The sequence below is a fragment of the Erwinia sp. STN24 genome, assembly GCF_041320675.1.
GTDB lineage: Bacteria > Pseudomonadota > Gammaproteobacteria > Enterobacterales > Enterobacteriaceae > Erwinia > Erwinia aeris.
Map to the genome: position 1 here is coordinate 461742 of NZ_JBGGPM010000001.1, position 25161 is coordinate 486902.

Genomic DNA, 25161 nt, shown 5'->3' on the forward strand with positions numbered 1-25161 from the left:
TATCAATCGCAGCGAACGGCGAATGTGGCTTTTCTTGATCTCGCGCATCTTGTAGAATGCGCCTCACAAAACCCTATCAACAGTGGGATCTCCCAGACCTGACTCATGACGTTGCTGGCACTCGGAATAAATCATAAAACGGCTCCTGTGGCTCTGCGCGAACGCGTGACGTTCTCGCCGGATACGCTGGATCAGGCTCTCGACAGCCTGCTTGCTCAGCCGCTGGTACAGGGCGGCGTCGTGCTGTCTACCTGTAACAGGACCGAGTTATACCTTAGCGTTGAACAACAGGAAAACCTGCAGGAACAGCTGGTGAAATGGCTGTGCGACTATCATCAGCTCAGCGCCGATGAAGTGCGTAAAAGCCTGTACTGGCACCACGATAACGAAGCCGTCAGCCACCTGATGCGCGTCGCCAGCGGGCTGGATTCGCTGGTGCTCGGCGAGCCGCAGATCCTGGGCCAGGTGAAAAAAGCCTACGCCGATTCGCATCGCGGCCACACTATCTCCAGCGAGCTGGAGAGAATGTTCCAGAAATCCTTCTCTGTCGCCAAGCGCGTGCGCACGGAAACCGATATCGGCGCCAGCGCCGTTTCCGTGGCCTTTGCCGCCTGTACGCTGGCGCGGCAGATCTTTGAGTCGCTGTCCACCGTCAACGTGCTGCTGGTCGGCGCGGGCGAAACCATCGAGCTGGCCGCGCGCCATCTGCGCGAGCATAAAGTGCAGAAGCTGATTATCGCTAACCGCACCCGTGAACGCGCCCAGAAGCTGGCCGACGAGGTTGATGCCGAAGTCATCAGCCTGGCGGAGATCGACTCGCGTCTGGCAGAAGCCGACATTATCATCAGTTCTACCGCCAGCCCGCTGCCGATTATCGGTAAAGGAATGGTGGAGCGCGCGCTGAAACAGCGCCGCAATCAGCCGATGCTGCTGGTGGATATCGCCGTGCCGCGCGACGTCGAGCCGGAAGTGGGCAAGCTGCCTAACGCCTATCTCTACAGCGTGGACGATCTCCAGGCGATTATCGAAAGCAACATGGCGCAGCGTAAAGCGGCCGCCGTGCAGGCGGAAACTATCGTTGTGCAGGAAAGCGATGAGTTTATGTCATGGCTGCGCGCGCAGAGCGCCAGCCAGACCATCCGCGAGTATCGCTCGCAGGCCGAGCAGGTGCGCGCCGAGCTGGAAGAGCGCGCCCTGGCGGCGCTGGCTCAGGGCGCAGATGCGCAGGCCGTGCTGCGTGAGCTGGCCCATAAGCTCACCAACAAATTGATCCACGCCCCAACCAAATCCCTTCAGCAGGCCGCCCGCGACGGCGATGACGAACGCCTGCAGATTTTACGCGACGGCCTGGGGCTGTAGCGTTTTTACCTCTTTATATACAGGGAATATTCATGAAGCCTTCTATTGTTGCCAAACTGGAAGCCTTGCAGGAACGCCACGAGGAAGTCGAGGCGATGCTGGGCGATGCTGGCGTGATTGCCGATCAGGAGCGATTTCGCGCGCTGTCGCGCGAGTATGCGCAGTTGACCGATGTCAGCCAGTGTTTCCGTCGTTGGCAGCAGAATCAGGAAGATATCGCCGCCGCCGAAGAGATGCTTAACGATGCGGAAATGCGCGATATGGCGCAGGAAGAGCTGAAAGAGGCGCGTGAGGCCAGCGAGCAGCTGGAGCAGGAGCTACAGGTGCTGCTGCTGCCGAAAGATCCGGACGACGAGCGCAACTGCTATCTGGAAGTGCGTGCCGGCACCGGCGGCGACGAAGCGGCCATTTTCGCTGGCGATCTCTTCCGCATGTACAGCCGCTATGCGGAATCGCGCCGCTGGAAAGTGGAAGTGATGAGCGCCAACGAGGGCGAGCACGGCGGTTATAAAGAAGTGATCGCCAAAATCGTCGGCGAAGGCGCCTACGGCCGCCTGAAGTTCGAGTCCGGCGGCCATCGCGTGCAGCGCGTGCCGGAAACGGAATCGCAGGGCCGTATCCACACTTCCGCCTGTACCGTTGCGGTGCTGCCGGAAGTGCCGGAAGCCGAGCTGCCGGATATCAACCCGAGCGATCTGAAAATCGATACCTTCCGCTCATCGGGCGCGGGTGGCCAGCACGTTAACACCACCGACTCCGCTATCCGTATTACCCACTTGCCGACCGGCATCGTGGTGGAGTGTCAGGACGAGCGTTCGCAGCACAAAAACAAAGCCAAGGCGCTGGCGGTGCTGGGTTCCCGCATTCGCGCGGCCGAAAGCGCCCGTCGTCAGCAGGAAGAAGCCTCAACGCGCCGCAACCTGCTGGGCAGCGGCGATCGCTCCGACCGCAACCGCACCTATAACTATCCGCAGGGTCGTATTACCGATCACCGCATTAACCTGACCATCTACCGTCTGGACGAAGCGATGCAGGGCAAGCTGGATATGCTGATTGAGCCTGTAGTGCAGGAGTATCAGGCAGACCAGCTGGCCGCCCTGTCCGAGCAGGAGTAATGGAGATTCGCCAGTGGCTGAAAGGAGCCATTACCGAACTGGCGGGCAGTGAAAGCCCGAAAAGAGATGCGGAGATCCTGCTGGGCTTTGTCACCGGCCGCTCCCGCAGCTGGCTAATCGCCTTTGACGAGACGGCGCTGACCCAAAGCGAGCAGGATCGTCTGGCTGCGCTGCTGGCTCGCCGCGTCAATGGCGAGCCAATTGCTTACCTGATCGGCGAGCGTGAATTCTGGTCGCTACCGCTCAGCGTTTCCCCCGATACGCTTATCCCCCGGCCGGACACCGAGCTGCTGGTGGAGCAGGCGCTGGCACATCTTCCTGCCGAACCGGCGGCGGTACTGGATCTGGGCACCGGCACCGGCGCGGTTGCGCTGGCTATCGCCAGTGAACGGCCCGACTGTCGCGTCACCGGCGTCGATCGCATCCAGGGCGCCGTTGAGCTGGCGCAGCGCAACGCGCAACGTCTTGGCATCCATAACGCCGCTTTTCGCCTCAGCAACTGGTTCAGCGCGCTGGCGGGCGAACGCTTTGCCGTTATCGTCAGCAATCCTCCCTATATTGATGAAGCCGACGAACATCTGCGGCAGGGCGACGTGCGTTTTGAGCCGCAAAGCGCGCTGGTGGCGGCGGATGGCGGCCTGGCTGATATCCGGATTATCGCCGCTCAGGCGGGAGAGGCGCTGCTGCCCGGCGGCTGGCTGCTGTTAGAGCATGGCTGGCAACAGGCGCAGGCCGTGCAGGCGATCCTGCGGGCGGCCGGTTTTGTTAACGTCGCCACCGCCCGGGATTATGGCGGCAATGACCGCGTAACTTATGCGCAAAAACCCTGAACGAGGGAAAATAAATGGCTGACTGGTACAGTGCTGTAAAAAATTTGCATCTGCTGACGGTAATCCTTACCGCCACGCTGTTTCTGCTGCGTTTCTTTTGGCTTCAGACCGGCTCAGGGATGCTGCAAAAGCGCTGGGTACGCATCGTGCCCCATCTTAACGACACGCTGCTGCTGCTTTCGGGCGCGATGCTGGTGGCGATAACGCACTTTTATCCCTTTACGCCTCAGGGCGCATGGCTGACTGAAAAGCTGTTTGGCGTTATTATCTATATCGCGCTTGGCTTTATTGCCCTTGGGCGCAAACCACGCGCGCAAAAAACGCGCTGGATAGCTTTTATCGTGGCGGCCGCGATGCTGGTAATGATTTACCATCTGGCCACCACAAAAATGCCATTGTTGGGGAATGTATGACGTCGATAGCAACTGAAGAAGACACAGCGACCCCGCTGTGCGAGGCGGTAATTGCGGCCACGCTGGCCATCCGTCCTGAGTTTCCTGCTGAAGACGTGAAGAAGCAGCTGGCGGAGCTGGTTAAAGAGGCGCGCGCCACCATTCCATTACAGCTGGAGCAGGATTTGCAGCTGGAGAAACTGATTGAGCTGTTCTGGCAGCGTTGGGGCTTCGGCGGCGCGAGCGGCGTTTACCGCCTGTCCGACACGCTGTGGCTGGATAACGTGCTGAAAACCCGTCAGGGCACCGCCGTCTCGCTGGGCGTGATCTTTTTGCATATCGCTCACGAACTCTCGCTGCCGCTGATGCCGGTGATTTTTCCCACGCAGCTGATTCTGCGGGCCGACTGGATTGACGAAGAGATGTGGCTGATCAATCCCTTTAACGGCGAAACGCTGGATGAGCACACGCTGGAAGTGTGGCTGAAGGGCAATATCGGCCCGGTCGCTGAACTGTACGACGACGATCTACAGGAGGCCGAGCCGCAGCTGGTGCTGAACAAGATGCTGGATACGCTGAAAGCCGCGCTGATGGAAGAAAAGCAGATGGAGCTGGCGCTGCAGGTCAGCCAAGTGCTGGTCAATATGGACCCGGACGATCCTTATGAAATCCGCGATCGCGGGCTGATTTTCGCGCAGCTGGACTGCGAGCATGTGGCGGTAAGCGATCTGACCTATTTTGTTGAACAGTGCCCGGAAGATCCGGTCAGCGAAATGATTAAATTACAGATCCATTCGATTGAACAGAAACAGATCACGCTGCACTAATCTGTTAAACAAAGAATAAGGCGAAGAGATGAAACAAAAAGTCGTTAGCATTGGTGATGTTAAGGTTGCAAACGATCTGCCGTTCGTGCTGTTTGGCGGTATGAACGTACTGGAATCGCGCGATCTCGCTATGCGTATCTGTGAGCACTACGTCACCGTGACCCAGAAGCTGGGCATCCCTTACGTGTTTAAGGCCTCGTTCGACAAGGCTAACCGTTCTTCGATTCGCTCCTATCGTGGGCCGGGTCTGGAAGAGGGCATGAAGATTTTTCAGGAGCTGAAGCAGACCTTCGGCGTGAAAATTATCACCGACGTGCACGAAGCCAGCCAGGCGCAGCCGGTGGCCGACGTGGTTGACGTGATCCAGCTGCCTGCTTTCCTGGCGCGTCAGACCGATCTGGTGGAAGCGATGGCGAAAACCGGCGCGGTCATCAACGTCAAGAAGCCGCAGTTCGTCAGCCCTGGTCAGATGGGCAACATCGTTGAGAAGTTCGCGGAAGGCGGCAACGAGAAGGTTATCCTGTGCGATCGCGGCGCGAACTTCGGCTACGATAACCTGGTGGTGGACATGCTGGGCTTTAACGTCATGAAGCAGGTTTCCAACGGTAGCCCGGTCATTTTCGACGTGACGCACGCGCTGCAGTGCCGCGACCCGTTTGGTGCCGCTTCCAGCGGTCGCCGTGGTCAGGTTACCGAGCTGGCGCGTGCCGGTATGGCTGTCGGCCTGGCCGGGCTGTTTATCGAAGCGCATCCGGATCCGGCCAATGCGAAATGCGACGGCCCGTCCGCGCTGCCGCTGGACAAGCTGGAGCCTTTCCTGATGCAGATTAAAGCGATTGACGATCTGGTGAAAAACTTCCCGGCGCTGGATACCAGCAGCTGATAAAAATCAGGCCGGCTGCCCCGAGGGCGCCGGCCTGAACAGCTAACCTGTTAATCAATTCGCCTCACATCCTGTCACCGCAGATCTGCGAGTCACGCCGTATCTCATACCTTAACCGCAGAGTCGTTATCCGCCTTTCCCTCAGGCCGCGATATCTTGCGCCGTAACGCCTACAGCATCACCGTCATCAGATAGCCGATAAACAGCGCCAGATGCGCCGCGCCGTTCAGCACGTTGGTTCTGCCGGTCGAAAAAGAGATCTGACACAGCAGCAGCGAGGCCAGCATAATCACCATGTGCGGCGGCTCCAGGCCGAAAATCAGTTCCTGGCCGGTGAGCGTGGCGATAATGGTTACCGTAGGCACGGTCAGCGAGATGGTGGCCAGCACCGAGCCGAAAAAGAGGTTCATCGCACGCTGCACCTGATTCGCCAGCACGGCTTTAATAGCGCCCAGGCCTTCCGGCGAGAGGATCAGCAGCGCCACCAGGAAACCGGTGAACTGCTCAGGCGCGTTCAGTTCGGTCAGCAGAGCGCCCAGCGTATTGGAATCCATTTTGGTGACGGCAATCACGGCCACCAGGTGCACCAGCAGCCAGCAGGTATGCCAGACGCTGGAATGGGCGGACGGCTTGCCGTGATGCGGGTCGTCGCCCTCGTCCTCATGCTCATAAACGAACAGGCTTTGGTGCGTTTTGGTCTGGATCAGCAGAAACACGCCGTACATCGCGGCAGAAATGGCGGAAATCAGCAGTGCCTGGCCAGCGCTGAAATTGCCTTCCGGCAGCGCGTTGGGGAAAACCAGCACCAGCACGGCCAGCGGGAAAATAGCGATCAGATACTGCTTTACGCCCGCCAGATTAACGTACTGGGTGGCAAACTTGCGCCCGCCCAGCAGCAGCGCGAAGCCCACCAGCCCGCCGGTTACGATCATCACGATAGAGTAAAGCGTATCGCGCATCAGCATCGGCGCCGCATCGCCCGTCGCCATCAGCGCGGAAATCAGACTGACTTCCAGGATCACTACGGAGAGGCTAAGGATCAGCGAACCGTAAGGCTCGCCGAGGCGGTGCGCAAGCACGTCCGCGTGTCGCACCACGCTGAACGCGCTGCTAAGGATAGCCACCAGCGCCAGCAAATTAATGCCGATGATGGCCGGTAAAGATTCTGAGGCGCCCCAAAACCACAGGATAACCAGGGCCGCGAGCGGCAGGACCAGGGATGATTCTTTATGACGTGTTCTGACGCTTTCTTGCGCGCTCATAGGCAATATTTCCTTTTCTGACCGTCCAACTGCGAAACAGACGCAACCATTGCTGTGTGCATTGATTATATAACAACCGCCCGCAGTGTAACGGCAGTAAGGTTAACTGATGGTAAACTTTACATGATTTTACCTGAATAACCTGATAATTATCCGGGCTGGGCTTAACTCTGCATCTCCCTTTAATTATCTTGATTCGCAAAGTTTTTTTTATCACTCTTTGCTTTTTATCATGACGATTAAAGCGGATATTCATCAATTTTACCGAGATAAAAGACTGTTACGTAATAGTTATTATATGACCTCAATGAAAAGAGGTAAGTGGCATCCGCGGCGATTTTGTTCCAGGCTTAAAACGTCTGATAACAAGGAGATCGATAATGCCATACCGTTCAAGAGAATCCCTGCCTGACAGCGTCAAAAACGTGCTGCCCGCTCACGCGCAGGACATTTATCAGGAGGCGTTTAACAGTGCCTGGGATGAATACAAAGAGAAGAAAGATCGTCGGGGCGATGAGTCGCGCGAAGAAGTAGCGCACAAGGTGGCGTGGGCAGCCGTTAAAAACCAGTATGAAAAGGGCGACGATGATAAGTGGCATAAGAAGCATTGAATGCCGTCGGGCTGCTCGTCGCGGGCAGCCTCGTCTGTCCTCGCCGTCACCCCTGATTTTTCTCCGCCGTCACCCTGAAGTTCCCCGTTATGCCGCCGATGATAAACCTAAGGTAAATTTATTCTTTTGTGACGCGCTTCAAACTTGATCGGCACGCCTGAAATGACTTAAGGTCAGGTAAGCGTAACGACACATTTATGTCACAACAAATGCAGCAGGGAACGGGCAGTAGCGGAGAGGGCGAATGTTAACAAGAGACTTCCTGGCCAAAGCAGATTGTAAAACGGCCTTTGGCGCCATTGAGGAATCGCTGCTGTGGACCTGCGAGCAGCGAGCAGCCTCGCTGGCGGCTACCCTGGCCTGCCGTCCCGATCACAGTCCGGTGTGGATTTTTGGCTACGGTTCGTTGATGTGGAACCCGGTATTCGAGTCCGATGAGGTAGCGGAAGGCACGCTAAACGGCTGGCATCGCGCGTTTTGCCTGCGGCTTACCGCCGGACGCGGCACCGCCCAGCAGCCGGGGCGGATGCTGGCATTGAAAGAGGGCGGCAGCACCACCGGGCTGGCCTTCCGCCTGCCGGAAGCGAAGCTGGCCGAGGAGCTGGAGCTGCTGTGGAAACGCGAGATGGTTACCGGCTGCTACCTGCCGACCTGGTGCGAGCTGAAGCTGGCCGACGGTCGCAGCGTGACGGCACTGGCCTTTGTTATGGATCCGCGTCACGCGTTGTATGAGGCCGACTCCTGCCCGCAGACTATCGCGCCGCTGATTGCTCAGGCCAGCGGGCCGCTGGGCACCAACGCGCAATATCTTTTCTCGCTGGAGCAGGAGCTGAAAAGGCGCGGGCTTTATGATGACTGCCTGACCGATCTGGTTCAGCGCGTCCGCGATCTTCAGGTCTACCACAACGACCTGGCCGGCTGAGCCGCGTCCTCAGGAGCCGGGATTGATCAGCCAGGTGCCCGGTTTATCAATATCCAGCTGCTGAGTATGCACGGCAGAATCGGCAGCGTGGACCTCAATAGTATAATGTCCCGCAGACAGATTAAGCGCGGCGTAACCGCTGGTATTCGGCTTCGCCTCGACAGGTTTGCCGTTCAGCATTACCGTTTCGCCGCTGGTCAGCTTGAGATAGACCGTGGCGATGGTCGGCTTGTCCGCAGGCGTGACGGCGGTCGATGGCGTCGCGCCTCCGGCATTATCGGCCGCAGCAGACTGTTCCGGCGCGGAAGCGTCATCGCCATGGTTAAGCGCGACGAGCAGCCCGATCAGCGCCAGTAGCGCGACGCCAGCGGCAATCATCAGCGGTTTCGCCAGTTTGTGGTGGCGTAGCGAGGCATACTCCGCACTGGCCGAGGCGGGCGCCACGGTAATAGCTGGCGGTTCCGGCTGCACTTCCGGCGTCACGATTGGCGTCACGATCTCTTCAGGCACCCTGGTCACGCTGGTCACCAGCTCTTCTACCGTACTCACCGGCAGCGCAATCAGCGCGGCAAACTCATCGACAGTCTGCGGACGATCCTGCGGTTTCATCGCCAGCGCGCGGTCAATCGCATTCAGCAAAGGCAGCGAAAATCCTTCAGGGCGCAGCTGGGTCAGCGGCTGGTAGCGATCCTCGATACAGCGAACCACGCTGACCGGCGGCGGACTGCCGGTCACCAGCGTATGCAGCACCGCGCCCAGCGCATAAATATCCGTCCACGGCCCCTGATCGCTGTCGCTCTCTTCGCTGTACTGCTCGATAGGCGCATAGCCTGGCTTAAGCATGATTTCCGTCTGGTCGGAAAGGTTGCCGATGGTCTTGCGGGCGGAGCCGAAGTCCAGCAGCACAGGCAGCTGGTTATCCTGGATCTGAATATTGTCCAGCGAGATATCGCGATGCAGATAGCCCGCCTGATGGATGGTGTCGATAGCGCCGAACAGCGGCGGCAGCAGCTGGCGGATCCAGGCATCGGTCAGCGTTTCAGGGCTGCCCAGCTGCCACTCCTTTAGCGTCATGCCGCTGTAGTACAGCGTGCCCATATAGGCGGTGCCGTTTTCTTCCCAGAAGCGCAGCACGTGCAGCAGGCCGGGATGGTTAAACCGGGCCAGCAGGCGGGCTTCCTGGATAAAGCTGTTCAGCCCGGCGGTAAACAGTTTCTGATAGCGTTCGCCGCGCAGCGCGATAGTCAGGTTCTCATCGCGCGAAACCAGCGATACCGGCAGATACTCTTTAATAGCGATGGTGCGTTCCAGCAGATGATCCCAGGCGCGATAAACAATGCCGAAGCCGCCGCCGCCGATAACCTCTTTGATTTCAAATTCGTTAAAACGGTGCCCGGCCGGAAGGGCATTGGGCACGTTTTTCTTATCGTTTGCCGACATAGTAAACACTCTCTAAGCGTTAGCGACTTTTCACCCTGCGGGAAAATGCAGTCAGTTAACGGTGCGCCAGGCGCCAATAGCCGGATCGGCCAGATCTGCATGCAGGTCGTTCACCAGCAGCACATTTATTTTCACTTGCGGATTGGTCAACGCGCCCCACGTTTTGCGCAGCGCCTCAACGCGATTTTTCAGCAGCGCGGCATCGTTCGCCTGGCTTTTGCTCATTTTCACCAGCAGCGCGCCTTCAAAAGACCAGACGTGCAGCTGCGGATTAAACGTCAGCAGCAGCCAGCTGTCCGGCGCGCTCTTTTTGGCCACGACCAGGCGCTGGTTATTCGCGGCGACGATACTCAGCTCGCCCGGCGACGGGTGCAGGTTACGTAAAGGGAAGCCCTGATAAAACTGTACGGGGATCGCCTGGGTCTTGCCGTTGCTGGCCAGCGTCAGTTCGCTTTTGCCTTCCAGCCAGCCTTCCGTAGAGCAGCTAAGATGGCGGGCATCCGGAATAAACAGCGACTGGCCTCGTTCGTCCCACCAGGTGCGGAAGTGGCAGCCGCCCGGCAGATCGAAATGCTGCAGCGGCGCGCTGTTGGCAGGCTGCGACAAATCCAGCGGTTCCGCGTTGCTGGCGGTGGCCGCAGCGGTGCCGTCGGCAATAACGATCGGCCGCCAGTTTTGCACTTTTGCGGCGGTGCCGGAAGCGAGCACCGAGCCCGCCTCGTTGGTCATCTGCCACGGCAGTTCGCTCAGCTTGCCGCATTGGTTATTCAGCAGCTTGCCTACGCGCGGCAAAAAAGTGTTGAGCACGTTCGACTCTTTGCTTTTGCCCGAGACGATGCGCAGAGGGATATTCTCCTGACACCAGTCCTTCGGCGCATTACTTTCCACGTTATCGATAAAGACTTCCAGCGCCAGGCTGGGAGAATAGACCACGCGGTAGTCTTCCGCCTGAGCGGTAGTTGCAAACAACAGTGTGACAGCCGGCAACCAGAATTTCATAGCGTTCCTTGGTTAATCACGCGACGGAAGAAAGCGAGCGGAATCCGCCATCGATTGTAACAGGGTGGTATCCTGCGGCGAGCCAACCCAGACAGCTACCGCGCTTAAATTATCTTTTTTCTCGCTGCGATTGATCGCTTTATGCATCAGTGCCAGCCATTCATGGGGCGAGCTGACCATGCGCAAAGCTTGCTCCATCTCGCCGGGCTGCAAATTGCACCAGAAGCCGTCGGTGCAGACCAGAAAGACGTCGCCATCCTCCAGCGGCATCACTTCACTGTAGCTGACGGGCTGTGTCCCTTCTGCGCCAAGAGCATTATAAAGTAAGTTACTGTTAATGCCGGTATTATCTACACCAGCATCCTTTAGCTGCTGGGCCAGGCTATGGTCGCGCGTCACAGAATGGATAAACCCGCGGCGAAAGTGGTAAACCCGGCTGTCGCCCGCGTGCGCCCACCAGGCCAGCTGCCGATCGCGGTCGATAAACAGGGCCGCCAGCGTGGTGCTCATCCGCTCAAAATTCAGATTTTTCCTCTGCGCCAGGCGGATCGCTTCTTCCGCATCCTCCACCCATGCTTTGCTGTCGCAGGCGGTAAAAGGACGATCGTCAGCGTGCGTCAGCAATACGTCGCGGGCGATGCGGGCAGCCTGTTCGCCGCCAGCCGTGCCGGCAACGCCGTCGCAGACCAGAAAACACGCTGAGTGCTCGCCTACGCGCGCGCCGGTTTCATCCTGATTACTCTCACGCGCGCCCGTTTGCGACGTGGAGGCATGATTTATTTTCATTCTTGTTCCGGTCTGATTTGCGAATCTTTGTACTGATTCACTTCCATATCATAGGCCTGTAGGAAAGCGTCGCCAAAAAGGGTATGAAAATCATCCTCAATTTCGCCAGAGGTATTTTGATAGTGACGCAAAAAATAGTCCCACAGGGCGGCTTTTTTTATGGCGCTGAGGCCAATGCGCGGCAGATTGCCGTCGCGGCGGGCATGATCCTCCAGCCGCTGCGGATTAAACGATTGCAGCATGGCGGCGATAATCGCCCGGATCCCGGCAATCATGCCCAGCTGGTGGGCCTGCAAATCGACCAGCGCATCGCGTACCGCCTGCTCAGGTGGCATAAAACCCGGCATCTGGCTCTGATAGATCTGCATCAGCACCGTTTTGCCCGACGGCAGGATCTTGAACGGGTTATTGGCCTCGTTCAGGATCATGGTCATTTCCGCCTTCACGCCGCGCTTAAGGATCGAGCGGGAAGAGAGCAGGGCGACGGTGCCTTGCGAAAACAGGCTCAGCATTCTGCCCGTAGTACGCATCTGTTCTTCGGTAAAAGGCGGTTTTCCCGGCCCGCTTTCCAGCCCCATCCCTTCCATCAGCGCGGCCAGCAGACGCTGCTCGTTGCTTGCGCCGGCGGCGCGTTCGGCCTGGGCAGGCTCGTGAGCGACAGGATCGATACCCAGGCGGGCATCGCCGGGACGGTGCTGCTGCCGCACGGGCGAAGGTTCGCGCTCCACCGGGACGACAATCGGCACCTGTTCGTTCAGGATCCCCAGGGGATCTTCCGGCAGCGCCCGATCCTCGGTAAACAGCGTCAGCGGGTCAACGTCGCTGAAGGGCTTTTCTTCAATGCGGGTAGGATCGCTCACCGCAATCTGATAGTCACCGATCCCCAGCAGATCGCCGTGCTGCAGCAGGATCTGCTTACCGCGCGCCAGCGGGACATGGTTATGTAAAATCGCAATCACGCTGCCATGATTGGTCAGCCTGCACTCGCCGTTCCCGGCAACGTGCACCACGGCCTGAAGACGTGAAATCGCGCGTTCGCTGTCTGGCAAAACCAAATCGTTATCTACGCTTCGGCCTATTGTGCCGCCGGGCGGAGCAAAATCACAAACGTTAACGGGCGCCTCGGTTTTGCTCTCAACAAGGGTAAATCGCATGCGCTTTTCCTGAAACCTGGGTCATTCGGTCACCCTATTCAAACATCGGTGGATAGAGTCCATGACGACCCGGCTGCGCTACGGCGGCCGGGTCAAAAAGTTGTGTAAAGAGCCGGGCGGTAAGATTACCGCTGTGTTTATGGCTGGCTAACGGATAGCCGTCGCTTTGGTTAGTCCACCAGTAACTGGTATAGCGCATAGGGTCAAAACGGTTGGCTACCTCATGCCAGGCCAGCGTGCAGGGCAGATCCTGATAGCCGATCACGTCCATAATATCGGAGCGGCTGGTATCGGGCAGCGACAGCGGCGGCAGGCTCAACAGCGCCTGCTCAAGCTGGGCCGGCGTACAGGTTTGCGAAACCGCGTGATGAAGCGCTTCGCCCAGCGCCCGAAACCAGTCGCCGGAAACGGCAAGCTGCGCCGGATGCCAGTGGCTGACCGGCACGCTCTGTAGCGCCAGCAGGGGCCAGCTGCGGCCAACGCGATCGCGCGAAGGTAACAGGCAGCCAATCTGTACCCGCTGTACGCCAAGCGTGGCGGGCAGGGCGAAATTCCAGACGGGCGCGCGGCTAAAGAGTTCGCCTACGGCTTCGCCATGCTGATACCAGTGCGATAAGCCGAGCTGGAACCAGTTTGACCAGCTGGCCACGATGGGTTCAGGCAGACGACGCTGTAAAAAATCGCCGGTGCCCGGCAGCTTGCCGTACCAACCCAGCTCGCTTTTTTCCGTCATGGTTATCCCCTTTCCCGCTAAGGGTTCGTGGCCTGAACCGACGAACCAGAGGTTGCCGCGGTGCCGGCGTCCTGCTTGCCCGCGCTGTCAATACTCACGGCCAGCTTGCGCATAATCAGCGCGTTGTCTCTGACAAACGGCGAGGTCTGGATCTGGCGATCCAACAGCTGGCTTAAATGCCAGTCCAGCTGCTGAAGCTGCCGGGTCGTTACGCTGGCGGGTAGCGTTCGCTGCAAATTCTGCATCACCCAGCCGCGTAAGAACTCGCCATCGTAGCTGCGCGGCTGATAAAGCATCTGGTAAGCGCGCAGGGCGTTGCGGCTGAAATCGCTGTCGTCGCCCTTATCATTACGCAGCGCCTCGGTAATATTCTGCGCCACTCGCGGCAGCAACAGCGTCTTTAGCGCATTTTGATAAAAGCCCAGCGCGGCCGTGCCGATCTGGTCACCACGGTAAAGCCCCGCCCGCATACTCAACGGCGGATCGTCCAGCGAGAAGCTGTCGCTTTGCGGCAGGGCAACCAGGCTATTTAAGAAGGGTAGCAGATCCAGGATATCGCCGGTGTTATTGTTCACCAGCCGCTGCGCCTGCTTATCAACCGGCTCAAGGCGGGCCTCCACCTGCTGCAGATAGCGCTGATTTTTATAATAACTGGTGGTCCAGAACAGCGTAGCGATCAGCAGCGCCAGCGCCAGCGAGGCGTAGCTGGCCCAGTGCAGCAGCCGATTACGGTGTTCCCAGGTGCGATCGCTGCCGGCAAGGCCGCTCTCCTGGAAAATCAGATCCCTGAGCAGGGAATGGATAAAATAGCTTTGCCCTTTATTAGCCGGGATCGGCGCGTTGCGGTGCACCGTATCCCAGCTGGCGATAGAGTGGCTGGTGGCCTGCGGCAGCTGTAGCTTGCGCGTCAGCTCGCCCATAATGCGGTCGAAAGGCAGACCCTCCTGCGTGCCGCTGGTGAAAAACAGGCCGCGCGGCGCCCAGGGCAGGCCGTCTTTTTCCGGCGCAAAGACGATCTCCAGATACTCCGCCAGCAGGGGCCGCAGCGAGGCAAACTCCTGCGGAAACAAAAAGCAGTCCGCGCGCTGGGTCAAATCGCTCTCTTTTGCCATCTTTCCGGCCAAATCGGCCTGAAGGCGTGCCGTCAGCTCGCGGAACTGCCGGTCAAACTGGGCGCCAATGGTCGGTTCGCTGAGGCGATCGGGCTCCCACGGGAAGGTAAAGCCCCAGATCCCGTCGCGCTGGCTTTTATCCAGAGAGCCGTTGTAGCTCATAAATCCTTTCAGCAGATCGGTTTTGGTCACCATGACATACACCGGAAAGTGAATGCCGGTCTGCTGGTGCAGCTCTTTCATGCGGCTGCGCAGCGCGGTTGCCTGCACGTAGCGCGCGTCGGCCGAATCGCTAAGCAGATCGGCCACGCTGATGGTCATGATCACGCCGTTAATAGGCTGGCGGGCGCGGTAGCGCTTCAGCAGCGAGATAAAGGTTTGCCATTCGCTGGCGTCTCTGGCGCGCTGACTCTCCTGTAGCGTATAGCGTCCGGCGGTATCCAGCAGCACGGCTTCTTCGGTAAACCACCAGTCGCAGTGGCGGGTGCCGCCTACGCCGCGCAGCGCGCTTCTGCCCAGCGTGTCGCCCAGCGGGAACTCCAGTCCGGAATTCAGCAGCGCCGTGGTCTTACCCGCGCCCGGCGCGCCGACGATGATGTACCAGGGCAGCTGATAGAGATACTGCGCGCTAAACCGTTGCAGCCAGCCGCGATGACGATTGCGGCCGGGAAAATGCTTTTTCTTCAGCAGAGTCGCCGCCTCGCTGAACAGCGCGCTGAGCAGCTCTTCCGCCGCCGCCTGCTCGGCGTGGTCAAGGTTATATTTTTGCAGATTGTTCAGCAGCTTGCTGTTAAACCAGGCGCGATAAAGCTGGGGGATCAGCTGGAAAAGGATCCACAAAAAATAGCACAGGCCAATGGCTATCTGGCGGTTAATGCTGCTTTCCAGCCAGTGAATATCGTTCAGCGACAGCAGCGGCCCGGTCATCCAGATCAGCGCACAAAGCGCCGTAATGCCGAAAAAGCCCCACAGCAAGCGGCTGGAAAAAAGAGAAAAGAGAAGGGAAGGCATCAGTATTTCTCCGCCTGACTGGATTGGACTTCAGGTGCCGGTAACAGCACGATTTCTACCCGACGATTGCGCGCCCGGTTTTCGCTGCTGTCGTTGGGCAGCAGCGGATTGCTGTCGCCACGGCCTTCGCTGCGGATAAGATGATTCGGCTCCAGCATCTGCTGACGCATCAGCGCGCTGACGGTGTGGGCCTGCGCAAGCGAATATTCATAGTTAGAGGCGAAATGGGCGGAGCGCACGGGCTGATTATCGGTATAGACGCTGACCAGCACGGTGCCTTTGATATTGTCCATTGCGGCCGAAACGCGAGTGATCAGCGCGCGGCCTTCAGGCAGCAGATCGCTGCCCGCTGGGCGGAAAAGCTTATCAGAGGCGATAATGACCTTGCTGCCGTTAGTGCCGTCGGCCACGTCGAGCTGCCGTGCCGCAATCAGGTCGTCCAGCCGTTGCCGCAGATCCAGCAGCGCCTGAGCCGAACTGCTACGGGCAATTTCGTTACTGGGCAGCGGCGTTTCCCAAATGGCACGCAGCAGCGGTTCAGCGGCATTGCCCAGCCGCCAGTTAAGCCCCGAGTAGATCAGACCGGCGAGAAAAGCGGCCAGCGCCACGCTGGCCCAAAGCGGAACCGGCGGACGCCACAGCGTATTTTGCCCGACGGGTTGCTGCGGCTGCGGCTGCATGGGCGGCGGCAGCGCGCCGCGCGTGTCGGTAATCAGCTGGGCCAGACGGGTGCGGATAGCGTCGCGCTGCAACCGGCCTTGCTCTACCGCGCGGTAGCGGCCTTCATAGCCCAGCAGCAGGCAATAGTGGATGGTTTCAAGCAGCCACAGGTGCTGCGCCGGCGTCTGCGAGATGCGGGACAGCAGCTGAAACACTTTTTCGCCGCCCCAGCTTTCATTATGAAACGTCACCAGCAGGCCATTGCCTGACCAGACGCCGCGCGTGCCCCAGGGCGTCTGGGCCGCGGCCTCGTCCAGCGCGCTGCACAGGCAGTAGCGGGCGCCTATAATCATATCGAACGGCAGGCCAGCCTGTTTACAGCGCGTCTCAAACTGGCGGATCTCATCCACCAGCTGTTGGCGCAGGCCAGCGGGATCGTCATGGGTTGCCGCCAGGCGGATCTGCACAATTGCGTTCAGCAAAGGCGCGGCGGCGGCGAGTAGCGGGTTTTCCTGGCTGACGGTGGCAGGCGCGTCAGCATGGTGTTCCGGGGTCATCAGGCTTTACTTTCTCATCCAGGTGGCGGGCAAGGCGCCTTTTGCTTTCTCTGAGTGGGCGATCCCTGCGGACCGCGCCTATTCCAGGATCCAGGTGGCCGTGTCGTTATTGCGACAGGCTTTGCTTTGTCCGCCGACGTCAACGCACACTTTTTTGGTTTTGCGCGGGCGTGGCCGATCGCTACGCAGCGTGGCGTCATAAAGTTCGCTTTTCACGCCGGCTTTGAAAGGTACGTAGCCGATCAGCTCCTGCTGATCCGGTTCGGCGATAGCCAGCCAGTGGTTTTCCACCTCGCCCAGCACGGTGAAAGGCTTGCCGTTTTCCAGGTAGCGAACCAGGCTGCCGCCGAAATCAGGACGGTTCATAACGGAAGCGTTGTACAGCGCCCGATAGGTTTCATTGACTGGCGTAAAGGATTGAGGAGCCTGGATCGCATGACGATGCGTCAGGGTCACGCCGTCAACGCTGGAAGTGACCAGCGTATCGTCCGTGACGGCAGGAGCAGGAGCCTTACAGGCCGACAGGGCGAGCGCTGCCAGCAGAGTTAACGCGATGCTTATTTTCACATTGATCCTCGTGAATATCGTCAGTGGTTACGGCTACAATCCACTCTTCACGGACGGCAGGGCCGCCACGTGAAAATCATTCTGTTTTACAGAAAGATAAATTTGTATTTAGTCTACATGACGCTTTTGAGAATGGGAACAATTGCGAACGGGGGCGTAACATGTTATTGACAGCCGCCCGGCGATATTGACCCGTTTAGCGGAATAAAGTGCCCGGATATTGCCTGTTCCTCTTTTTCAAACAGGTGAATCGAATGCGCGTTAGCGGCGCCTTTATTCCTCTCTCATCGGGCTAAATCCTTCCTGCCTGGTTACTGCATTAAAGGCTGCCGATCCGCAGGCTATAAGTGACGCTGTCACTTTGGGTCGCCATGGCACAACGGCGGCTGACCGTGCCGGCACGCCTGGCGCATCATACTAACCGCGCCGGAGTGCCTGGCTCGCAATGGCAATCCTTACGGGAAAAGCATACCGGAGCGTACGCGCTCAACGCTCACGGTTAACCGTTGCCAAAACGTCCAATCAGGCCAGCGGCGCCCAGCGTATGGCCCTTCAGTCGGCTAAACAGCGCCTCGCGCGTTAAGCCCTGCTCCAGTCCGTTTGCCGGTAAATCGGTGGCGATCAGCGTGAAGTTATAATGATGCTCGCCGCTGCCGACCGGCGGGCACGGGCCGTGATAGCGCAGAGTGCCCGGCGAATTTTTCCCGCCCGTATAGCCTTTGCCGCTGGTCAGCTCGCCCTGGGCAAAGCTGGTGCGCTGAAAAGGAATGTTGTAGGCCACCAGATGATCGACGCCCAGCCCCTTAGCGCCTACAGGATCGGTCACCACCAGCGCAAAGCTTTTGGTGCCTTCAGGCGGGTTATTCCAGCTCAGCGCCGGCGAAATGTTTTCTCCCGTACAGCTGGCGTTGCCTTTGGCGGCGCCGGCGAATTTTTTCGCCATCAGCGCGTTATCGTTAAAATCGGGGGAGCTGAGCGTAAAAACCGGGGCGGCAGACGCGGACGCGGCCGTCAGCAGCAGCGCTGCGAGCAGACTTTTTTTCATCAGAGGTTTCCGGGTTAAGAGGTTAGCGCAAAGTCTGGTTGATAATTCGCCGCTCTGCCAGCAGGCACGGCGGGTGCCGCTGACAAAATAAAAGTGTTAAGCTAGTTTTTTGTGATCTACATCCAGGTTTCTTATTCAGAAAAAGGCTTTACGACCGCTGATAACGTGATGAAAAAAATAACTGCCTTTCCCATTCCCGCCAGAGCGCTGGTTACAGCCGGGCTGCTGGCCCTGTCGCCGCTTGCTCAGGCGCTGATGACGCAGACCCGCGTCGCCGACGCGCCTTTTGCCGATCCTGCCCGCTTCGCCCGTGAGCTGCCCGATCTCGGCAGCAGCAGCACCGGTTCGGATCAGGCGCTGGAAAAGCGTATCGCGCAGGCGATGAAAAGCATCGGCGAAGCCAGTATGAACAGCGATGAAGATAAATCGCTGAGCAGCGAGGCGGGCGCCTGGGCCTTTAATCATTTCCGCGACGAGGCGGCAAAGCGCGTTGAAAACGAAGGGCAACAGCTTCTTTCTCCCTACGGTCAGGCCAACTTATCGCTGCTGGTGGACAGCAACGGCAATTTCGACGGCTCGTCCGCGCAGCTGCTTACGCCATGGCAGGATAACTATCAGTATCTGACGTTCAGCCAGCTGGGCGTTGAGCAGACGGATGACGGGCTGGTCGGCAACGCGGGGCTTGGCCAGCGCTGGCTGACCGGTAGCTGGCGGCTGGGCTACAACGCCTTTGTCGACGAGCTGTTTACCGAAAACCAGCGGCGTGGATCGCTGGGCGCAGAGGCCTGGAGCCACTATCTGCGCTTTTCCGCCAACTACTATCAGCCGCTTTCCGGCTGGCGGCAGCGTTCGTCAACGCAGGAGATGCGGATGGCGCGCGGCTACGACATCACCACGCAGGGCTATTTGCCTTTCTATCAGCAGCTCGGCGTCTCGCTCAGCTACGAACGCTATCTGGGCGACAATGTCGATCTGTTCAACAGCGGCACGCAGAGCAGCAACCCTGCCGCAATTAAAGTGGGCGTTAGCTATACGCCGGTGCCGCTGTTTACGCTGACCGCCTCGCATAAGACGGCGGACAGCGGCGAAACGCAGGATCAGCTTGGGCTAAAAATGAACTATCAGATCGGTGTGGCGCTGAGCAAGCAGCTGTCGGCGGATAACGTGGCCGCCGCGCGTTCGCTCAGCGGCAGCCGCTACGACGCGGTAACGCGCAGTAATCTGCCGGTGATGGAGTTCCGCCAGCGGAAAACGCTGTCGGTGTTTCTGGCAACGCCGCCGTGGCAGGTGCAGCCGGGCGAAACGCTGCCCCTGAAGCTACAGATTCGCCAGGCGAATCCGCTGAAGGCGATTAGCTGGCAGGGCGACACCCAGGCGCTGAGCCTGACGCCGCCTGCCAACAACGTCAGCCCGGACGGCTGGAGCATCATTGTTCCGGCCTGGGACAGCTCGCCGGAAGCGACCAACGAATACCATCTGTCGGTGACCGTCGAGGACAGCAGGCAGCAGCGGGTGACCTCGAACTGGATCACCCTGAAGCTGACGCCGCCGGTAACCTTACAGTCTTCCGGCGCGGACTCGTTCAATTTGATGGCGCCCTGACCAGCGCCTGATGTGACAGTTATCACAGAAATAGCTGGGCAGAGCGGCCGGAATTTGCCACTCTTTCTAAAAAAATTACGGCTGCTTATTATGATCGTCCGTCCTCATCGCCACTGGTTTGTTCGCCTTTTTTCCTGGCACGGCTCCGTGCTGCCCGGCATCCTGTTCCGGCTTGGCCTGAATCTGCTGATGTCGATTATCGCCATTTTCTGCCTGGACTGGTACGAAACCCTGGGCGTAAAGCTGACGCTGGCGCCTTTCAGCCTGCTCGGCGTCTCCATCGCTATCTTCCTGGGTTTTCGCAACAGCGTCTGCTATGCGCGCTTTTCCGAGGCGCGGCAGCTCTGGGGCAGCCTGCTGATTACCTGCCGCGATATTCAGCGCCAGGTGCTGGCGATCTCGCCGGCCGATGCGCCGCGTATCGCCGCTTTGCTGATGGCCTTTTGCTATAGCCTCAAGCACCAGCTCAGGCGCACCGATGCGCGGGAGGATCTCAACCGTTTTCTGGGCGACGAAGCCGAAGACATCCTGCGGCGACGCGCGCGTACCAATGCGATTGAACTGAAAATATCCCAGTGGCTGGCCGACCAGCGCCGCAGCGGAGCGATCTCGGATATCGTTTACGCGCAGCTGGATAACAGCATCCATCAGCTTTCGCTGGTGCTGGGCGGCTGCGAGCGGCTGGCCAGCGTGCCGGTGCCGTTCGCCTATGGCCTGCTGCTGCACCGCACCGTTTACCTGTTCTGTACGCTGCTGCCTTTCGCGCTGGTGCCGGATCTGCACTATATGACGCCGCTGGTGTCGGTTTTTATCGCCTATAGCTTTCTTTCGCTGGATACGCTGGCGGAGGAGCTGGAAATGCCTTTCGGCTACGCCAACAACCATCTGCCGATGGATGCGATGTGCACCAATATAGAAATCAATCTGCTGGAGATGAACAACCAGCGCGAACTCCCCGAAGCGCCGGTTCCCGATCGGTACTATCGCCTGACATAGGCACCTGACCCACGCTGTTTTCTGATGCGTGCTGCATGTTTGCTACAGGCACCAGGCCCACGCTATTTTTTGTTACCTGACGCAGGCGTCCAGCCGCGCTATTTTCTGTTACCTGACGCAGGCGTTCAGCCGCGCTGTTTTCTGGTGCGTACTGCACGCCCGAGGTGCGCGCTTTGTGCCGGGCGATTGATAATTGACGTTCGCGATCACAAAAACATTATTTACTGGTTCAGTTGCATAACCGTGCTGTTTTACCGTCTCGCCAGCCCGCACCGCCTGAGCGTTATTCACTTTATATGCAATTAAAGTGAATAGCGACATATCCTATCTCTTTGATTTTTCTTTTTATCACTTTTTTTATTCATTTTTGTACTGGCTGGCATAAAGTCTGCAACATACAGTGTGGTACACCAAATTAACATTATTGAAACTTTTAATTTACCTGCCGCGCGCGAGGAGCGTTATCATGATGGTCATCCGTCCCGTAGAGCACGACGACCTGGCGCAGTTAATGACGCTGGCCGGTAAAACCGGCGGCGGGCTGACGTCGCTGCCTGCCGACAGCGCCACGCTGAGCGCAAGGATTGAGCGCTCAATACAAACCTGGCGCGGCCAGCTGCCGCAGGCCGATCAGGGCTATGTCTTTGTGCTGGAAGAGCTGGCGACGCGCCGCGTAATCGGGATTTGCGCCATCGAGGTGGCGGTTGGTATGCAGGATCCCTGGTATAACTTTCGCGTCGGCACCCAGGTGCACGCCTCGCGCGAACTGAACGTCTACAAAGTGCTGCCTACGCTGTCGCTCAGTAACGATCACACCGGCAGCAGCGAACTCTGCACACTGTTTCTCGATCCCGATTACCGCAGCGGTAAAAACGGCTATCTGCTCTCGAAATCCCGCTTTCTGTTTATGGCCGCCTTCCGCCACCGCTTTATGCAAAAAGTCGTGGCGGAGATGCGCGGCGTCAGCGACGAAAACGGGCATTCACCTTTCTGGGAGAGCGTAGGCAGCCGCTTTTTTTCCATCTCTTTTACCACCGCCGACTACCTGAGCGGCACCGGCAAAAAAACCTTTATTGCCGAGCTGATGCCCAAGCATCCGCTTTATATCGACTATCTCTCTGCCGAAGCGCAGGCCACCATCGGGCAGACCCATCCGCAAACCGCACCGGCGCGCGCGGTGCTGGAGGCAGAAGGGTTTCGCTATCAAAACTATGTGGATATTTTTGACGGCGGCCCAACGCTGGAATGCGATATCGATCGCGTGCGGGCGATCCGCAAAAGTCGGCAGCTGCGCGCGGCGATCGGGCCGGCAGGGAGCGACAGGCTGCCGCTTTGCCTGGTGGGTAACGAGCGCTACGAAGATTTTCGCGTCGTGTTGCTCAACGCCGACCCGCATGCGGACACGCTGGCGCTGACGCCGGAACAGGCGGCTGTTTTACGTTGCGGGCAGGGCGACAGCCTGCGCGTGGTCACTCTGGGCTGCGAGGAGAAAAAAGCATGACCCATTTTATTAACGGAGCGTGGTTGACCGGCGACGGCGAAGCGCTCAGCAAGCAGGATCCGATCGACGCGCGGCCGCTGTGGCAGGGCCGGGCCGCCAGTCAGGCACAAATAACGACGGCGGTCGAGGCGGCCCGCGCCGCCTTTCCCGGCTGGGCGAAACGTCCCTTTGCGGAACGCGTCGCGCTGGCGGAACGCTTTGCCACGCTGCTTTTGCAACATCAGACAGAGCTGGCCGCCACTATCGCCCGGGAAACCGGCAAGCCGCGCTGGGAAGCCGCCACGGAAGTGCAGGCGATGATCAATAAAATCGCCATCTCCGTCAGCGCTTATCACGCCCGCACCGGAGAAGCGCAGCAGGGCGACAGCGAGCTGCGGCACCGGCCGCACGGCGTGCTGGCGGTTTTAGGCCCGTATAACTTCCCCGGCCATCTGCCGAACGGGCATATCGTGCCCGCGCTGCTGGCCGGAAATACCGTCGTGTTCAAACCCAGCGAGCTGACGCCGATGACCGCCGAGCAGACGGTCAGGCTTTGGCAGCAGGCGGGGCTGCCGGACGGCGTGCTGAATCTGCTGCAGGGCGGCGGCGACTGTGGCAGGACGCTGACGCAGTCCTCGCTGGACGGCGTGCTTTTTACCGGCAGCGCGGCGACCGGCTATCAGCTGCACAGGCAGTTCGCCGGCCAGCCGGAAAAAATGCTGGCGCTGGAGATGGGCGGCAACAACGCGCTGATCGTCGAGGATCCGCAGTCGATCGACGCCGCTGTTCATCTTACTATTCAGTCGGCCTTTATCACGGCGGGACAGCGCTGCACCTGCGCGCGTCGGCTGTTGGTGAAGCGTGGCGCGCAGGGCGATGCGTTTCTTGCCCGCCTGGCGGCGGTGGCGGCAAAAATCGAGCCGGGACGCTGGGACGCCGATCCGCAGCCTTTTATGGGCAGCGTGATTTCGCCGCAGGCGGCGGAGCACATTTACGGGGAATGGCAATCGCGCGTGGCGGCGGGCGGCGAAGTGCTGCTGCCGATGCGCTGGCCGTCGAAAACGAGCGCTATCCTGACGCCGGGCATCATCGACGTGACGGCGCTGACGCTGCCGGACGAAGAAGTGTTCGGGCCGCTGCTGGCGGTGATCCGCTATGACGACTTCAGCCAGGCGATCCGCATTGCCAACGCCACCCGCTACGGTCTTTCCTGCGGGTTGATTTCGCCGCATCGCGAGCTGTTTGATCGGCTGCTGATCGAGGCGCGAGCCGGGATCGTCAACTGGAACAAACCGCTGACCGGCGCGGCCAGCACCGCACCTTTCGGCGGCATCGGCGCGTCCGGCAACCATCGTCCCGGTGCGTTTTACGCGGCGGACTACTGTGCGTGGCCGCTGGCTTCGCTGGCCTCGGCCGATCTTTCGCTGCCCGCCGCGCTGTCGCCCGGCCTGGATTTCAGCCCCACAGGAGAAGCATCATGAGCGCCCGCGAAGTCAATTTTGACGGCCTGCCCGGTTTAACCCATCACTATGCCGGGCTGTCGTTTGGCAATGAAGCCTCCTCCCGGCATCAGCATCAGCTCTCTGACCCCAAACTGGCGGCAAAGCAGGGCCTGTTGAAAATGAAGGCGCTGGCCGACAGGGGCTTTGCGCAGGGCGTGATCCCACCGCACGAAAGGCCGAACATGGCGGCACTGCGCCAGCTGGGCTTCAGCGGCACCGAGCCGCAGGTGCTGGCGAAAGCGGCCGCGCAGGCCCCGATGCTGCTGTCGGCGGTCAGTTCCGCTTCGGCAATGTGGGTCGCTAACGCCGCTACCGTCTCGCCTTCCGCCGACAGCGCCGACAGCCGCGTGCATTTGACCGTGGCGAACCTGAACAACAAATTTCACCGCTCGCTGGAAGCGCCCACCACGGGCGCGATACTGCGCGCGATGTTCCGCGACGTGCGCCACTTCTGCGTCCATGACGCCTTGCCGCAGGTTGCGATGTTTGGCGATGAAGGCGCGGCCAACCATAATCGTTTCAGCGCGGGCTACGGCGAGCCGGGCGTACAGCTGTTCGTTTATGGACGCGAAGAGGGCGGCGGCGGCCTAATCCCGGCACGCTATCCGGCGCGGCAAACGCTGGAGGCAAGCCAGGCGGTGGCGCGGCTGCATCAGCTTGATCCGAACCGGACGCTGTTTGCGCAGCAGAATCCGGCGGTGATTGACCAGGGCGTATTCCACAACGATGTGATCGCCGTCAGCAATCAGCAGGTGCTGTTCTGTCACGAGCTGGCTTTTCTGGAGCAGCAGGCGCTGTTCGATCGGCTGCGTGAAAGGCTGCCGGGCTTTACGCCGGTGGTGGTGCCGGATGCGCGGGTCAGCGTCAGCGACGCCGTCGCCACCTATCTGTTTAACAGCCAGCTGTTAAGCAAGCCGGACGGCAAAATGCTGCTGGCGCTGCCGGAAGAGGCGCGTCGGCACGACGGCGTCTGGCGCTGGCTGAACGAACTCACGGAAGGCGGCGCGATCGACGAGCTGCACGTCTTCGACCTGCGGGAAAGCATGGGCAACGGCGGTGGGCCAGCCTGCCTGCGGCTGCGCGTGGTGATGAACGAGGCGGAGCTGGCGGCGGTCAATCCGGCGGTGATGCTGACCGATACGCTGTTTACCTTGCTCAATGCGTGGGTGGATCGCCACTACCGCGACAGGCTTTGCCAGGCGGATCTGGCTGACCCGCAGCTGCTCACGGAAAACCGCGAAGCGCTGGATGAGCTGACTAAGATGCTAGACTTAGGAAGTATCTACTCTTTCCAACGCTAATCAGGGAGGAACAGG

General features: G+C 59.4%; 24 protein-coding genes. 13 read left to right on the plus strand and 11 right to left on the minus strand.

The window, feature by feature from the left end; genetic code table 11:
• Nucleotides 1–105: 105 nt before the first annotated feature.
• From hemA to kdsA, 6 genes are read left to right on the plus strand one after another with little or no spacing between them, the layout of a single operon-like run.
• The gene (hemA, locus tag ACA373_RS02255; protein WP_253454500.1) at nucleotides 106–1359 is read left to right on the plus strand and encodes a glutamyl-tRNA reductase; all 1254 of its coding nucleotides are present in this window, start codon (nucleotides 106–108) and stop codon (nucleotides 1357–1359) included.
• A 32-nt stretch (nucleotides 1360–1391) separates the two neighbouring features.
• Complete coding sequence (gene prfA / locus ACA373_RS02260; RefSeq protein WP_253454499.1) at nucleotides 1392–2474, plus strand: peptide chain release factor 1; 1083 nt, start codon at nucleotides 1392–1394, stop codon at nucleotides 2472–2474.
• A complete protein-coding gene (prmC, locus tag ACA373_RS02265) occupies nucleotides 2474–3304 on the plus strand; it encodes a peptide chain release factor N(5)-glutamine methyltransferase (RefSeq protein ID WP_301251768.1) in 831 nt (276 codons plus the stop codon). Before prfA ends, prmC begins: the two co-directional genes overlap by 1 nt.
• Before the next feature lie 14 nt (nucleotides 3305–3318).
• Nucleotides 3319–3717, plus strand: a complete 399-nt coding sequence (locus ACA373_RS02270) for a SirB2 family protein (RefSeq protein WP_125289714.1) — start codon at nucleotides 3319–3321, stop codon at nucleotides 3715–3717.
• A complete protein-coding gene (gene sirB1, locus ACA373_RS02275; RefSeq protein WP_253454497.1) occupies nucleotides 3714–4523 on the plus strand; it encodes an invasion regulator SirB1 in 810 nt (269 codons plus the stop codon). Before ACA373_RS02270 ends, sirB1 begins: the two co-directional genes overlap by 4 nt.
• A 28-nt stretch (nucleotides 4524–4551) precedes the next feature.
• Nucleotides 4552–5406 carry a 3-deoxy-8-phosphooctulonate synthase gene (kdsA, locus tag ACA373_RS02280; RefSeq protein ID WP_125289716.1) on the plus strand — a complete coding sequence of 285 codons (855 nt, stop codon included), beginning with the start codon at nucleotides 4552–4554 and terminating at the stop codon, nucleotides 5404–5406.
• Between the two features lie 170 nt (nucleotides 5407–5576).
• On the opposite strand, the gene chaA is transcribed toward kdsA, so the two are convergent.
• Entirely contained in the window at nucleotides 5577–6668 is a 1092-nt protein-coding gene (chaA, locus tag ACA373_RS02285) for a sodium-potassium/proton antiporter ChaA (protein WP_125289717.1), read from the minus strand.
• A 380-nt stretch (nucleotides 6669–7048) separates the two neighbouring features.
• Between chaA and chaB the strand changes: the two genes are divergently transcribed.
• Nucleotides 7049–7279 (plus strand): putative cation transport regulator ChaB, encoded by a 231-nt coding sequence (gene chaB / locus ACA373_RS02290; protein ID WP_253454495.1) that lies wholly within the window; start codon nucleotides 7049–7051, stop codon nucleotides 7277–7279.
• A 244-nt stretch (nucleotides 7280–7523) separates the two neighbouring features.
• Nucleotides 7524–8201: a gamma-glutamylcyclotransferase gene (locus ACA373_RS02295; RefSeq protein WP_125289719.1), complete on the plus strand. Its 678-nt coding sequence runs from the start codon at nucleotides 7524–7526 to the stop codon at nucleotides 8199–8201.
• A 9-nt stretch (nucleotides 8202–8210) separates the two neighbouring features.
• Here the strand turns inward: ACA373_RS02295 and ACA373_RS02300 are convergent, their stop codons facing one another.
• From ACA373_RS02300 to ACA373_RS02340, 9 genes are all read right to left on the minus strand, one after another.
• A complete protein-coding gene (locus ACA373_RS02300; RefSeq protein ID WP_253454493.1) occupies nucleotides 8211–9641 on the minus strand; it encodes a serine/threonine-protein kinase in 1431 nt (476 codons plus the stop codon).
• 51 nt (nucleotides 9642–9692) lie between these two features.
• Nucleotides 9693–10640 carry a hypothetical protein gene (locus tag ACA373_RS02305; protein ID WP_370733942.1) on the minus strand — a complete coding sequence of 316 codons (948 nt, stop codon included), beginning with the start codon at nucleotides 10638–10640 and terminating at the stop codon, nucleotides 9693–9695.
• A gap of 12 nt (nucleotides 10641–10652) precedes the next feature.
• A complete protein-coding gene (locus tag ACA373_RS02310) occupies nucleotides 10653–11426 on the minus strand; it encodes a PP2C family serine/threonine-protein phosphatase (protein WP_253454491.1) in 774 nt (257 codons plus the stop codon).
• Nucleotides 11423–12580, minus strand: coding sequence for a type VI secretion system-associated FHA domain protein TagH (gene tagH, locus ACA373_RS02315; RefSeq protein ID WP_253454490.1), 1158 nt, complete (start codon nucleotides 12578–12580; stop codon nucleotides 11423–11425). The genes ACA373_RS02310 and tagH overlap by 4 nt, the downstream gene beginning before the upstream one ends.
• Before the next feature lie 34 nt (nucleotides 12581–12614).
• A complete protein-coding gene (gene tagF, locus ACA373_RS02320) occupies nucleotides 12615–13313 on the minus strand; it encodes a type VI secretion system-associated protein TagF (RefSeq protein ID WP_253454489.1) in 699 nt (232 codons plus the stop codon).
• Nucleotides 13314–13330: 17 nt separating this feature from the next.
• On the minus strand, nucleotides 13331–15436 hold the full coding sequence (gene tssM, locus ACA373_RS02325) for a type VI secretion system membrane subunit TssM (RefSeq protein WP_253454488.1): 2106 nt from the start codon (nucleotides 15434–15436) through the stop codon (nucleotides 13331–13333).
• Entirely contained in the window at nucleotides 15436–16653 is a 1218-nt protein-coding gene (gene icmH, locus ACA373_RS02330; RefSeq protein ID WP_253454487.1) for a type IVB secretion system protein IcmH/DotU, read from the minus strand. The genes tssM and icmH overlap by 1 nt, the downstream gene beginning before the upstream one ends.
• A gap of 78 nt (nucleotides 16654–16731) precedes the next feature.
• Nucleotides 16732–17220: an SH3 domain-containing protein gene (locus ACA373_RS02335; RefSeq protein WP_125289727.1), complete on the minus strand. Its 489-nt coding sequence runs from the start codon at nucleotides 17218–17220 to the stop codon at nucleotides 16732–16734.
• Nucleotides 17221–17719: 499 nt separating this feature from the next.
• Nucleotides 17720–18265, minus strand: coding sequence for a YbhB/YbcL family Raf kinase inhibitor-like protein (locus ACA373_RS02340; RefSeq protein ID WP_370733943.1), 546 nt, complete (start codon nucleotides 18263–18265; stop codon nucleotides 17720–17722).
• 168 nt (nucleotides 18266–18433) lie between these two features.
• On the opposite strand from ACA373_RS02340, the gene ACA373_RS02345 reads away from it, so the two are divergent.
• Complete coding sequence (locus ACA373_RS02345) at nucleotides 18434–19867, plus strand: YchO/YchP family invasin (protein WP_370733944.1); 1434 nt, start codon at nucleotides 18434–18436, stop codon at nucleotides 19865–19867.
• 90 nt (nucleotides 19868–19957) lie between these two features.
• Nucleotides 19958–20863, plus strand: coding sequence for a bestrophin family protein (locus tag ACA373_RS02350; protein ID WP_253454484.1), 906 nt, complete (start codon nucleotides 19958–19960; stop codon nucleotides 20861–20863).
• A gap of 108 nt (nucleotides 20864–20971) precedes the next feature.
• On the opposite strand, the gene ACA373_RS02355 is transcribed toward ACA373_RS02350, so the two are convergent.
• Nucleotides 20972–21184, minus strand: a complete 213-nt coding sequence (locus tag ACA373_RS02355) for a hypothetical protein (RefSeq protein ID WP_301729679.1) — start codon at nucleotides 21182–21184, stop codon at nucleotides 20972–20974.
• 145 nt (nucleotides 21185–21329) lie between these two features.
• Between ACA373_RS02355 and astA the strand changes: the two genes are divergently transcribed.
• Genes astA through astB form a run of 3 tightly spaced genes read left to right on the plus strand, consistent with a single transcriptional unit; the run spans nucleotide 21330 to nucleotide 25146 of the window.
• Nucleotides 21330–22364 carry an arginine N-succinyltransferase gene (gene astA, locus ACA373_RS02360; protein WP_253454482.1) on the plus strand — a complete coding sequence of 345 codons (1035 nt, stop codon included), beginning with the start codon at nucleotides 21330–21332 and terminating at the stop codon, nucleotides 22362–22364.
• Complete coding sequence (gene astD, locus ACA373_RS02365; RefSeq protein ID WP_370733945.1) at nucleotides 22361–23824, plus strand: succinylglutamate-semialdehyde dehydrogenase; 1464 nt, start codon at nucleotides 22361–22363, stop codon at nucleotides 23822–23824. Before astA ends, astD begins: the two co-directional genes overlap by 4 nt.
• Nucleotides 23821–25146 (plus strand): N-succinylarginine dihydrolase, encoded by a 1326-nt coding sequence (gene astB, locus ACA373_RS02370; protein WP_253454480.1) that lies wholly within the window; start codon nucleotides 23821–23823, stop codon nucleotides 25144–25146. The genes astD and astB overlap by 4 nt, the downstream gene beginning before the upstream one ends.
• The last annotated feature ends 15 nt before the right edge of the window (nucleotides 25147–25161 follow it).

Coding starts and splice junctions, on each gene's coding strand:
- hemA (WP_253454500.1), top strand. CDS start 106: ATGACGTTGCTGGCACTCGGAATAAATCATAAAACGGCTCCTGTGGCT.
- prfA (WP_253454499.1), top strand. CDS start 1,392: ATGAAGCCTTCTATTGTTGCCAAACTGGAAGCCTTGCAGGAACGCCAC.
- prmC (WP_301251768.1), top strand. CDS start 2,474: ATGGAGATTCGCCAGTGGCTGAAAGGAGCCATTACCGAACTGGCGGGC.
- ACA373_RS02270 (WP_125289714.1), top strand. CDS start 3,319: ATGGCTGACTGGTACAGTGCTGTAAAAAATTTGCATCTGCTGACGGTA.
- sirB1 (WP_253454497.1), top strand. CDS start 3,714: ATGACGTCGATAGCAACTGAAGAAGACACAGCGACCCCGCTGTGCGAG.
- kdsA (WP_125289716.1), top strand. CDS start 4,552: ATGAAACAAAAAGTCGTTAGCATTGGTGATGTTAAGGTTGCAAACGAT.
- chaA (WP_125289717.1), bottom strand. CDS start 6,668: ATGAGCGCGCAAGAAAGCGTCAGAACACGTCATAAAGAATCATCCCTG.
- chaB (WP_253454495.1), top strand. CDS start 7,049: ATGCCATACCGTTCAAGAGAATCCCTGCCTGACAGCGTCAAAAACGTG.
- ACA373_RS02295 (WP_125289719.1), top strand. CDS start 7,524: ATGTTAACAAGAGACTTCCTGGCCAAAGCAGATTGTAAAACGGCCTTT.
- ACA373_RS02300 (WP_253454493.1), bottom strand. CDS start 9,641: ATGTCGGCAAACGATAAGAAAAACGTGCCCAATGCCCTTCCGGCCGGG.
- ACA373_RS02305 (WP_370733942.1), bottom strand. CDS start 10,640: ATGAAATTCTGGTTGCCGGCTGTCACACTGTTGTTTGCAACTACCGCT.
- ACA373_RS02310 (WP_253454491.1), bottom strand. CDS start 11,426: ATGAAAATAAATCATGCCTCCACGTCGCAAACGGGCGCGCGTGAGAGT.
- tagH (WP_253454490.1), bottom strand. CDS start 12,580: ATGCGATTTACCCTTGTTGAGAGCAAAACCGAGGCGCCCGTTAACGTT.
- tagF (WP_253454489.1), bottom strand. CDS start 13,313: ATGACGGAAAAAAGCGAGCTGGGTTGGTACGGCAAGCTGCCGGGCACC.
- tssM (WP_253454488.1), bottom strand. CDS start 15,436: ATGCCTTCCCTTCTCTTTTCTCTTTTTTCCAGCCGCTTGCTGTGGGGC.
- icmH (WP_253454487.1), bottom strand. CDS start 16,653: ATGACCCCGGAACACCATGCTGACGCGCCTGCCACCGTCAGCCAGGAA.
- ACA373_RS02340 (WP_370733943.1), bottom strand. CDS start 18,265: ATGAAAAAAAGTCTGCTCGCAGCGCTGCTGCTGACGGCCGCGTCCGCG.
- ACA373_RS02345 (WP_370733944.1), top strand. CDS start 18,434: ATGAAAAAAATAACTGCCTTTCCCATTCCCGCCAGAGCGCTGGTTACA.
- ACA373_RS02350 (WP_253454484.1), top strand. CDS start 19,958: ATGATCGTCCGTCCTCATCGCCACTGGTTTGTTCGCCTTTTTTCCTGG.
- ACA373_RS02355 (WP_301729679.1), bottom strand. CDS start 21,184: ATGTCGCTATTCACTTTAATTGCATATAAAGTGAATAACGCTCAGGCG.
- astA (WP_253454482.1), top strand. CDS start 21,330: ATGATGGTCATCCGTCCCGTAGAGCACGACGACCTGGCGCAGTTAATG.
- astD (WP_370733945.1), top strand. CDS start 22,361: ATGACCCATTTTATTAACGGAGCGTGGTTGACCGGCGACGGCGAAGCG.
- astB (WP_253454480.1), top strand. CDS start 23,821: ATGAGCGCCCGCGAAGTCAATTTTGACGGCCTGCCCGGTTTAACCCAT.